The organism is Kribbella sp. NPDC004138 (assembly GCF_053603655.1).
Window position 1 is genome coordinate 1 of record NZ_JBSGFZ010000049.1, and the last position, 10743, is coordinate 10743.

Annotated in this window: 9 protein-coding genes; 3 read left to right on the forward strand and 6 right to left on the reverse strand. The window is 69.4% G+C overall.

The window, feature by feature from the left end; genetic code table 11:
- Positions 1-147 precede the first annotated feature (147 nt).
- Complete coding sequence (locus ACWEOO_RS41060; RefSeq protein WP_452147671.1) at positions 148-621, forward strand: nuclear transport factor 2 family protein; 474 nt, start codon at positions 148-150, stop codon at positions 619-621.
- Here the strand turns inward: ACWEOO_RS41060 and ACWEOO_RS41065 are convergent.
- Positions 618-1142 carry a dihydrofolate reductase family protein gene (locus ACWEOO_RS41065; protein WP_359940727.1) on the reverse strand — a complete coding sequence of 175 codons (525 nt, stop codon included), beginning with the start codon at positions 1140-1142 and terminating at the stop codon, positions 618-620. The two genes, ACWEOO_RS41060 and ACWEOO_RS41065, sit on opposite strands and share 4 nt — an antisense overlap.
- Positions 1143-1220: 78 nt before the next feature.
- Here ACWEOO_RS41065 and ACWEOO_RS41070 point away from each other — a divergent pair, with 78 nt between their 5' ends.
- Entirely contained in the window at positions 1221-2747 is a 1527-nt protein-coding gene (locus tag ACWEOO_RS41070; protein WP_452147672.1) for a KAP family P-loop NTPase fold protein, read from the forward strand.
- 3 nt (positions 2748-2750) lie between these two features.
- Here ACWEOO_RS41070 and ACWEOO_RS41075 read toward each other — a convergent pair whose 3' ends face one another.
- The 5 genes from ACWEOO_RS41075 to ACWEOO_RS41095 are packed head-to-tail and all read right to left on the reverse strand — an operon-like array spanning position 2751 to position 8390.
- Positions 2751-3575, reverse strand: coding sequence for a carbohydrate ABC transporter permease (locus tag ACWEOO_RS41075; RefSeq protein ID WP_452147673.1), 825 nt, complete (start codon positions 3573-3575; stop codon positions 2751-2753).
- Positions 3565-4503 (reverse strand): carbohydrate ABC transporter permease, encoded by a 939-nt coding sequence (locus tag ACWEOO_RS41080; protein WP_452147674.1) that lies wholly within the window; start codon positions 4501-4503, stop codon positions 3565-3567. The genes ACWEOO_RS41075 and ACWEOO_RS41080 overlap by 11 nt, the downstream gene beginning before the upstream one ends.
- Positions 4500-5753 carry an ABC transporter substrate-binding protein gene (locus ACWEOO_RS41085; RefSeq protein WP_452147675.1) on the reverse strand — a complete coding sequence of 418 codons (1254 nt, stop codon included), beginning with the start codon at positions 5751-5753 and terminating at the stop codon, positions 4500-4502. Before ACWEOO_RS41085 ends, ACWEOO_RS41080 begins: the two co-directional genes overlap by 4 nt.
- A 12-nt stretch (positions 5754-5765) precedes the next feature.
- A complete protein-coding gene (locus tag ACWEOO_RS41090; protein WP_452147676.1) occupies positions 5766-7361 on the reverse strand; it encodes an FAD-dependent oxidoreductase in 1596 nt (531 codons plus the stop codon).
- Positions 7362-8390 carry a LacI family DNA-binding transcriptional regulator gene (locus ACWEOO_RS41095; RefSeq protein ID WP_452147677.1) on the reverse strand — a complete coding sequence of 343 codons (1029 nt, stop codon included), beginning with the start codon at positions 8388-8390 and terminating at the stop codon, positions 7362-7364.
- Between the two features lie 172 nt (positions 8391-8562).
- Between ACWEOO_RS41095 and ACWEOO_RS41100 the strand changes: the two genes are divergently transcribed.
- Positions 8563-10734, forward strand: coding sequence for a hypothetical protein (locus ACWEOO_RS41100; protein ID WP_452147678.1), 2172 nt, complete (start codon positions 8563-8565; stop codon positions 10732-10734).
- Positions 10735-10743 lie beyond the last annotated feature (9 nt).

The window sequence follows — 10743 nt, forward strand, 5'->3', positions numbered from 1 at the left end:
GCGCCAACGCCGGACCCTCGAAGGAACCTGATGGGTCCCTTCTGACACCTCCGGAGGTGTTCGTGAAGGGGCTACGCCCGACCTATATCAGCCGAGGCCGGGCGGGTCGCTTGACTTCCTCGAGCCTGGTTGGTTCCGTCGAGCAGCATGATGGCAATCGAGGGGTTGCGTACGGCGGGGGAGCTGGGTGACGCCGAGGCGGTGGGTCGGCTGTTGGCCGATGAGGTGGTGTTTCATTCGCCGCTGACGGATCGGGTCACGTTCGTGGGACGGGACGAGGTCGTCGCGTTGCACCGTGACATCTTCGCGGTGCTCGAGGACATCAGGACGAGTGAGCCGCTCGCGTACGGCGATCGGCAGGCGTTCTCGTTCCGGGCACAGGTCCGGGGCGTCGAGCTCGAAGCGATGAATCTGGTGCGGACCGACGACGAGGGCAGGATCGTCGAGCTGACGGTGTTCATCCGTCCGCTGCCGGGTCTCGCCACGCTGTTCGCGACGCTCCCGCCGCGGGTTTCCGCCCGGCGTCGAGGGCCGCTCGTCGGCGGGCTGGTGGCGTGCGTGGCGCGGCCGCTCGCTTTCGCCTTCCGTACGGCGGATCGGCTCGCGCCGCGCTTTCTCTAGCGCACGACGGTGTAGTCGGACTGGGTGAAGCCGGCCTTCAACGTGCGGGTGGCGTTGTGGTTGAGGGGGATGTCGGCCGGGACGGGGCCGAAGAGGGGGATGCCGGCGCCCAGGAGGACGGGGGCTGTGGTGATGGTGAGCTCGTTCAGGAGGCCGGCCGCGAGGAAGGTCTGGATGGTGGCCGCGCCGTCGGCGTAGATGCGTTGGGCGCCGCGGTCGTCGAGTGTCTCGACCAGGGCGTCCAGGGTGCGGTGGACGAGGATGCGGTCGTCGGTGTCCGGGTCGAGCGTGGTGCTCAGCACCTCGACCTGCTTGCCTTCGTACGGCCAGCTGTCGAAGGTGCAGGCCAGCTGGTACGTGTTCCGTCCGACGACGACGGTGTCCACCGACGCCAGGAACTCGTCGTACCCGGTCTCGCCGGCGTGCTCGGCCCGGCTGGTGAGCCAGTCGATGGAACCGTCGGTACGCGCGATGTACCCGTCGAGGCTGGTGGCGATGAACGCGGCCGCATGGAAACTCACAGACCCATTTTTCCACGCGGGCGCGAGCCGTTCCCTCGCCGGTGGCCGGTCGGCACAATGGCAACCGGGGAGGAGACGGTGGCGGCTGAGTTGTTGCCGATCGTGGCTGACACGCCGAGCGAGCAGCCCACGATGGGGTTCCAGGCGTACGCGGAGGCGATCGCGGCCGCGATCCGGGGCGGGTCGCCGCCGCAGTTCACCGTGGGCATCTACGGGTCCTGGGGCAGCGGGAAGTCGTCGCTGCTGAACGCGATCCGGGCCGAACTCGCGAAGGACGCCGGTGTGCTGACCGTGCCGTTCGACGCCTGGCGGTACGAGCGGGCCGAGCACATCGTCGTACCGATGCTCAACGCGATCTACAGCGCCAGCCCGGGGCTGAACGACCCGAAGCTGACCGAGAAGGTCCGGTCGGCGCTGGCGTCGGTGGTCCGCAGCGTGACGATCAGCCTCGGCCCGGTGAAGGTCGACCCCGGCGCGGCGTTCGCCCCGGCGGCGCCCGACGCGGGGTACGCCGCGGCGCTCGACTCGGCCTACGTCCGGCCGTACCAGGACCTGAAGGCGATCGCCGGCGCGCTCGGGAAGCGCCGGATCGTGGTGCTCGTCGACGATCTGGACCGGTGCTCGCCGGCCAAGGTGGTGTCCTTGCTGGAGGCGATCAACCTGGTGCTGGACGTGCCGGGGTTCGTGTTCGTCCTGGCCCTCGACTACGACGTCCTGGTCCGCGCGGTCGCCGCGAAGTACCCGTACGCGTCGGGGCACGTGTTCATCGAGAAGATGGTGCAGGTCCCGTTCCGGGTGCCGCGGCTGGACATCCAGGCCGGCGTCTTCCTGAACGAGCTGGTGCCGGGGTGGAGCCCGCCGAAGGGTTCGCTGCCCGACGACTTCGGCGGCATCGCGTACGACGTCGCCACGCTGGGGCTCGCGGTGAACCCGCGGCAGGTCAAGCGCTTCATCAACTCGTTCCTGCTGCTGCTCCGGATCGCCGGCGTCCGCGCCATCTCGGCGAACCCGCGGCTGATCGCCGGGCTCGTCGGACTGCAGTTGCGCTGGCCGGCGGAGTACCAGGACCTGACCGACGCGGTGTACGCCGAGGACGACGACCCGCTGTCCGCGCTGCAGTCGACCGACCAGCCCGATCTGGTCAGGTACGCGAAGGCGTTCTTCGATCCGGTCCCGCGCGTGGAGGAGCTGCGGGCGGTGCTGCACCTGACTGAATCGGTGGCGCAGCCCGAGTCCGCCAGCGGTTTCCAGACCGGTGAGTACGACGTCTCGCACGTCAGCGCCCAGGACCTCCGTGACATGGCGGCCAGGGAGATCCGTGCGTCCCTGCTCGAGAAGGGCTTCACCGAGTCCGCGCGCGCCGCCGGAGTGTATCTGCACGAGAACCTGCCGTACCACCGTGTGCGGATCGGCAAAACCGTCGTCCGGTTCGAGGTCAAGGACGTCAACGGCAGGTGGTCGCTCGGCCTGTCCTTCTGGCTGACGAAGGCCATGCCTGAAGCGGTCGACCTGATCGGCAACTTCGCGGTCCTGCGGCGGCGGACGAACAAGGGTGCGCGCAGGATCCGCGAACTGCCCCCGGAGGCCGAGCGCGACTTCAGCTGACGGTCAGCCCTTCAGGCCGGTCTGGGCGAGCCCCTCGACGAACTGGCGCTGGGCCAGGACGAAGATGATCAGGACGGGCAGGGCGGACAGGGTCGCGGCGGCGAGCTGGGTGTTCCACATCGGCCCGCCGTACGCGTCGACGTACTGGGTGAGGGCCTGCGGGACGGTGAATTTCTGCTTCGACGACAGGAACACGATCGGTTCGAGGTAGAGGTTCCAGCTGTGCAGGAACGTGAAGATCGACACCGCCCCGATCGCCGGCCGGGCCAGCGGGAGGCAGACCCGCCAGAACAGGCCGAAGCGCCCCAGCCCGTCGACCCTGCCGGCCTCCTCCAGTTCGGAAGGCAGGGTGATGAAGAACTGCCGCATGATGAACGTCGCCAGCACGCTCGGCGCGCCGAGTATCGGGATCAGGATCAGCGGCCAGTGCGTGTCCACCAGACCGAAGGCGTCGAACATCCGGTACAGCGGGATGATCGTCACCTCGTTCGGCACGAGGAGACCGCTCAGCACGATCACGAACACGATCCCGGCGCCGCGGAACCGGATCCGCGCGAACGCGTACCCGGCGAGCGCCGACACGGCCAGCGTCCCGAGGGTGACGACCAGCGCGATGTAGAGGCTGTTCAGGTACTGGCGGCCGAACGGCTGCAACGCGAACACCTGGCGATAGGCGTCCAGCGTCGGCGATCCCGGGAGCAGCGAGGGCGGGAACGCGAAGATCTCGGACACCGGCTTCAGCGACGTCGTCGCCATCCACCAGATCGGGAACACGAACGGCACACAGCACACCAGCAGTACGCCGTACACCACCAACTTAAGCCTCATGGAACACCCACCTACGACGCATCCGCCATTGGACGACGGTCAGCACCAGGACGATGAAGAACAGCAGCAGCGAGAGCGTCGCGCCGTAGCCGAAGTGATGGAACTGGAACGCCTGTTGGTACAGGTAGTAGACGAGCACGGTCGTCGACGTCTCCGGCCCGCCCTGGGTCAGTACGGCGATCTGCGCGAACACCTGCAGCGATCCGACGATGGTCAGGATCATCGTCAGCAGGATCGTCGGACTGATCAGCGGCACGGTCACCCGCCGGAACCGTGCCCACGCGGACGCGCCGTCGATCCGCGCCGCCTCGTACAGCTCCGCGGGCACACCCTGCAGTGCGGCCAGGAACAGCACCATGTTGAGGCCGACGTTCTTGAACAGCTGGACGACGATCACCGACGCCATCGCCGTGCCGCCGGACCGCAGCCAGTTCGGCCCGTCGATGCCCAGGAAATTCAGGAAACCGTTGATTCCGCCGTTGTCCTGGAGCAGGAAACCCCAGACGATCGTCCAGGCGACCAGCGTCACGACCACCGGCGAGAAGAACAAAGTCCGGAAAACCACCGTTCCGCGCAGTTTCTGGTTCAGCAGCACGGCCAGGAACAGCGCGAGGCTGAGGTTCAGCACGACCAGACCGACCGAGAACAACCCCGTTGCCCTGAGCACCGGACCCAGGCGGGCGTCGGACGCCAGCGCCGCGTAGTTGTCGCCGCCGACGAACTCGAACGTCCCGCCGAGCACGTTCCACTCGTGCACGCTGTACCAGACCACCAGCCCGAGCGGCACGAGGACGAAGGCCACGATCCCGGCGAGCTGCGGCAGGACCATCAGCCAGCCGGCCACCGTGTCCCGCCGCCGCATCGTCCAGTACGGCGCGCGCTCCGCCGGCGCCACCGGAGGCGCCGGCTTGTCGAGGAGCAAGGTCATTTCGCCAGCAGGGGGTTGATCTTCGAGCAGACACCGGACAGCACGCTCTTGACGTCCGCGTCCGGCTTCCACAGCGGATCGAGCGCGGCGCGGACGGTCTGCTGCACCTCGGCGTACCCGGTGTGGCTGGGCTTGATCGTGCCGGTCTCGATGCCCTTGACCACGACGCTGTCTAGCTGGGCCGGCTTGAGCAGCGGGTTGGCCTTGGCCAGCGTGGCCGAGTTCAGCTGCGACTTGCGCGGCGGCGGGAAGAACTGTGCGAGCTTGGCCGAGTTCTCCGCGTTGCTGAAGTACGCCAGGAACTGCTTGGCCGCGTCGGCGTGCTTGCCGCGCTTGAAGACGCCGATCCCGGCCTGCCCGACCACGGAGTACTCACCCGACGGGCCCTTGGGCAAAGGCACCAGATCCCACTGGAACTTGGCCTTCTCCAGCAGGGCGGCGCGGCTGATCTGCGTCACCACCATCGCCGAGTCGCCGGCGTAGAAGTCCTTCGTCACACCGGGACCCGGCATGCCCTTGTCGATGAAGATCAGCTTGTGGACGAACGTCATCGCGTCCACCATCGCCGGCTGGTCGAACTGGCAGGTCTTGCCGTCCTCGCTCCACGGCCGCGCGCCCCAGCCCGCCCAGATCGCGTTCAGTGTGTCCCAGCCCTTGTAGTCGAAGTCGCCGACCGCGACACCGCCCTTGCCGCGCGCCTGGACGGCGGCCGCGGTCTTGGCGGCCTCCTCCCAGGTCCACGTCCCGGAGGCGATCTGCTGGGCCGGAGCCGGCCGCCCTGCCGCCTTCACCAGGTCGGTGTTCACGAACACCCCCAGCGGCGAGGTGGAGAACGGGTACGCGTACAGCTTGCCGTCCCTCTCCCAGTTGGCCGTCGTGCTCGGCAGCAGGTCGGCGTCCTTGTCGATCGGCTCGAGCGCGCCCGAGCTGACGAAGTCCGGCGCGTTGCTCTCGAAGATCCACGCCAGGTCGGGCACGTTGCCGCCGCCGATCTGCGTGGTCAGCGTGGTCGTGTAGCTGTCGAACGGGATCGACTCGAAGGTGATCTTGCCGATCTCGGGATGGTCCTTCTTGTAAGCGGCGGCGATCTGGTCGAACAGCGCGACGTGTTTGGCGTTCGCGCTCCAGATCGTCATCCGCAGGTCGATCGGCCCGCTGTCACCCGAGCCCGAGCCGGAGCCGGACCCGCCCCCGCAGCCGGCCGCCGTCAGCAGTGCCGCGGCGGTCAACGCCGCTGTCAGGATCTTCATGGGAGTCCTCCATCAGTAGCCGGCGACGGCCGGCCAGGCGAGTTCGATGCCCTGAGCAACCAGGCGGTCCTGGAACTCGGCGAGCAGAGCAGGGGTGTTGCGGACCGCCCGCGGCGCGACGCCGCGGTTCAGGCAGTACGCCGCGAGCGCGCCGGCGGCCTCGCCGATGTTCCACTCGACGGGGTGCAGCCGGTAACAGCCGTTGGTGATGTGGGTGGTGCCGAGGTTCTTGTTCGCGGGCAGCAGGTTCTCGACCCGTTCCGGGAGCAGGGCGCCGAGCGGGATCCGGAACGGGCTGCTCGCCACGTCGATGTAGTTGTCGCCGCCGGTCGACGGGTGCAGGTCGATCCGGTACATGCCGACGCCGACGCTGTCGTCGTACTCCACCGCGCCGCGCTCACCGCGGACCGCGACCGACAGGTCCTGTTCGACGACGGTGTACTCCGCCTTGATCCGCCGGGACTCGCGGATGTACGGCGCCTGCGCCAGACCGTCCGCGGAGCCGACCACGTCCGTGCGCAACCGCAGTCCGGGGAAGCCGGTGCCGCCGTCGGGCCGCGGCGCCTCGGTCTGCAGCCAGTAGAGGACGGAGTGCGAGAGTTCGCGCGCCGCCGCGAGATGTTTCGCCGCGTCCGGTACGTCGATCACCGGGCCCTCGAAGTAGTCGATCATCGGCCAGTTCACCAGGCAGATGTCGCTCGCGTACGTCCCCGGGACGAAGTGCCGGCGGGCCGCGATCCGGCGGAACGTCCACAGGTTGGTGTCACCGCCCGTCCGCCGCTGGTCCGCGACCACCGCGAGCGGGTCGTCGTCGGGGTTGGGCGTGAAGGTCCGCCGCGAGCTCTCTAGGGTGCGCGGGTTCGGCGCGGTCCAGGACAGCAGCCGATCACCCCAGAACGACGGCTGGTAGTTCCGCCAGAAGGCGTAGCTTGCCGGCTTGTCCCCGACCTGGTCGCCGTCGACGTGGTCGACCGCGAAGCAGTACGAGACCGCCTGCATGTTCAGTGGCTGCGCCTCGGCGGGCGCACTCGGCTCACCGGTCTGGCTCTGCGCCTCGAAACCGGTGACGTACTCCGTCCCGGTCAGCGGCAGCAGCTCGCCCGTCTCGGTCGCGTCGAGGATGTACGGCGCGGTCAGCGTCAGCCGCTCCTCGGTGTCGCGATGCTGCACCGTGACCGCGGTGACCCGATCGCCGTCGGTGTCGGCCGCGACCGGACGGTACGGCTGCAGGACCTGGAGCCGGCGACCGGCCCGGTACGGCGCGAGCATGGCCTCCAGCACCGCGAGCGCGACGCGTGGCTCGTGGCAGAGCTTGGACACGTAACCGGCGCCTGGGTTGAGGTGAGCGGCGGCCCGCGACGCCACGGTCAGCGGGTAGTGGCGGCGGTAGTAGTCACGGATGCCGGCACGCAGCGCCCGGTACGACGCCGTGACGCCGAACTGCTCGACCCAGGTGTGCTCGTCCGGCGGGACGGCCTGGCTGGTCAGCTGGCCGCCGAGCCAGTCGAACTCCTCGGTCATGATCACCGAGCGACCGGCACGCAGCGCGGCGAGAGCCGCGGCGACGCCGCCGAGTCCGCCGCCGATCACAAGGACATCGGTATGCATTCAGGCACCTTCGGGTGGAGTGAGTGTGATTCCGTCGGTCAGTTCGCAGGGCAGCAGCAGTTGTTGCTCGGTGGCCGTGCCGCTGAGGACTGCCTCGAGCAGCTCGACCGCGCGGACGCCCATCGCCCGCCGCGGGACGTGGAAGCCGGAGAAGTCCAGGTCGCTGGCCGCAGCCCGGGTGGCGTCGCCGAGCGCGACCACGGACAGGTCACCCGGTACGTCGACCCCGCGCTCGGCCGCCGCGGCGTACAGCGCGATCGCGTCCGCGCGCTCCTCGACGAACGCGGCGGTGATCCGGCGGTCCAGCAGGTCGTCGAGCACCTCGCCGGGCGTTCGGTCGAGCGTCGGCAGGTGCGGCGCGCGCGGGCCGGCCGCCTCCCGGAAACCGCGCAGCCGGTCCGCCGACGACTCGGCGCCCTCGCCGAGCCCGACGAACGCGATCCGCCGGTGACCGAGCGCCTGCGCCCGCTCCGCGACAGTCCGCGTGGCCGTGCCGTAGTCGGCGCCGACGTACGGCACCGGGCCGCCGGCGTCGTCGCGGCGGCCGACCGAGACGAACGGGTAGTCCTCGGCGATCAACCGGGCCAGCTCGTCGGGCGGGATCTCGCGCCCGAGCAGCAGGCAGCCGTCGGCGATCCGGAGCCGGTTGTTCTCGTGGAAGATCCGTCGGTGGCCGTCGGTCACCGGAGCGCTGGTGAACAGCAACAGGTCCCAGCCGAGCCGCTCGGCGCGGTCCTCGATGCCGGCCAGGAACGGGTGGTAGAAGTCGCCGCTCGCACTCGGGAACACCGACTCGTAGGTGAACACGCCGAGAATCTGGTTGCGCTGCTTGGTCATCCGGCGGGCCAGCGGATCGGCCTGGTAGCCGGTCTCGCGGATCACCTTCAGCACCCGGTCGCGGGTCTCGGCCGGGATCCGCGCGCTCGCGTCGCTGCGGTTGTTCAGCACCAGCGAGACGGTCGTCTGGCTGACCTTGGCCAGCCGCGCGATGTCGCGCTGGGTGAGTCGGGCGGTCGCCTTGTCCGGCATCGATCGATCCTTCGCAGTAATACGGATTGCCGGGGACACTAGAACAGCTGCCCGAGCGACGTCAAGAGCTCGCCGACGCTGCTAATTCGGATTACTAAAGCCGAGGTCTTGACCACCGCTGGTTCAGCGCAGAAAACTCGCCGCAGTCCCGATCGTCGCGAGGAGAGCGCCCATGCTGAGTCGCCGCCACTTCACCGGCCTGGCTGCCGCCGCCGTCGCGGCCCCGTTCGTCGCCGCGGGCCTGCAGCCGGCCGCGGCGTCACCGGGCGTGCTCGACCTCGACCCGTCATCCGGCTTCGGGCCGGCGCCCGGCTTCGGGTCGGCGTACGACGCGTGTCCGCCGGACCCGACCGCGGTCGTCCTCGGCTCACCTGGCTTCGAGGTCGGCGCGGATGCCACCGGTGCGCTGCAGGCGGCCGTCGACGAGGCGTCCCGGCGTGGTATCGCCAACCGGCTCGGCGACATTCTCGGCGGCGCCCGCGACTTCCCGCTCGGTGACGGCGGCGGCGTCGTCTTCGTACCGCCCGGGATGTACACGCTGTCGGCTCCGATCGACGTGCACGACTCGGTCCGCATCATCGGCTTCGGCCGCTCCCGGCCGCGGTTCGTGCTCGCGCCGAACAGCCCGGGGTACGCCGGCGCCGCGCCGCGCGACGTGTTCTCGTTCCGGCGTCGTCCCGTCGGCGGTCCGGTCACGTACGCGAACAACGACACGTTCGGATCCGGCCTGATCAACGTGGACGTCGAGATCGGCGCCGGCAACCTGCGCGCGATCGCGGTCCGGTTCGGCGGCGCGCAACTCTGTCTGCTGCAGGACCTCGACCTCGACGTGGGCGACGGCTGGGCGGGGATCGACCACAACGCGAACCTGATCCAGCGCGTCCGAGTCCGTGGCGGCGTGGTCGGTTTCAACGCGTATGCCGCTTCCGCCGGCTGGCCGACCACGCTGCTGGACTGTCGCTTCACCGGGCAGCGCGAGACGGCCGTCCGTGCGAACAACGACGCCAAGCTGGTGTTCGTCCGCACCGTCCTGGCCGACGCGCCCCATAGGGTCGAGTGCGTCCCCGATCAGTTCCTGCATCTGTATCTGCATGGCTGCGTCCTCGAAGACGTTGCCGAGGGCATCGTCATGAACGACAGCGACCAGCTGCCCGGAGCCGCCGATCCTCGGATCCTCAACAGCAACCAGCTCAACCTGGTGACCAGCGTCGTACGCCGGACCCCGACCGTGCTCGCGCTGGCGCAGAGCGGTCGCCGGGTACCGGCCCACGACGGTGGTATCGACCTCAGCTACGGACTGCGGATCACCGATGCGCTGTCGGCGCGCGAGGCGCGGTCCGGCGGGGTGGCGATGTCGCAGGGTACGCCCGGCCGCGATGTGTTGAGGAGCGACGTTCCGGCTCTGCCGAGCGTGACGACCTGGGTCAGCGTCGCCGACGTGGCTGCGCGGATGGGCCGGACGATCGGCGCGGGCGGTGACGATCTTCCCGTGTTCCAGGAGGCCGTGGACCGGCACGACACCGTGTTCGTGCCGATCGGCGAGTACGTGCTCGCCGAGACGCTGCGGCTGCGGCCCGGCTCGAACCTGATCGGTCTGCATCCTCGTCAGACCTGGCTGCGCACCCCCGACGGCACGGCGTACTTCGGTGATCCGGAGCGGCCGCGTGCGCTGGTCGAGACGCCGCCGGGTGGGCGCAACATCGTCCACGGCCTCGGTCTGGACACGGCCCGGAACACCCCCGGCGCGGTCAACGTCAGTTGGCGGTCGGGGCGCGGGGCCTACCTCGCCGACATCGCCACCCAGTTCGTGAAGTGGCACCCGGACGACGTGCCGGGCGGCGACCCCGGCTACACGTACAAGGGCAAGCACAAGTACGGCGTCTGGGTCCGCGCCGGCGGGGGAGTGTTGTCGAACATCTGGAGCTCGAACGGCTGGGCCGACAACGGGTTGCTCGTCGAGCAGTCGTCCGTGCCGACGTCGGCGTACGAGCTCTCGATCGAGCATCACCAGCACCGCGAGGTCGTCCTCCGGCAGGTCTCCGGCTGGCAGTTCTTCGGGCTGCAGACCGAGGACCACATCTACGGCTGGCAGTCGCAGGCCCTCGAGCTCGACCGCTGCCACCACCTGCTGTTCGCCAATTCCGTCTTGTTCCGGGTCGCGACGGTCCTCGGCCCGTCCCCGTACGGCGCCGGTCTGCGGGACTGTCACGACATCGTTTTCCGTGGCATTCGCGGCTACCGCGACAAGACACCCGAGTTCACCCAGTGGGGCGCCGCGGTCGCCGACGTCCGGAGCGGCCGCGGCGTGCCCGATCCCGAGTTCGCCGTTCTCACCGTCCGCTGAAAACTACTT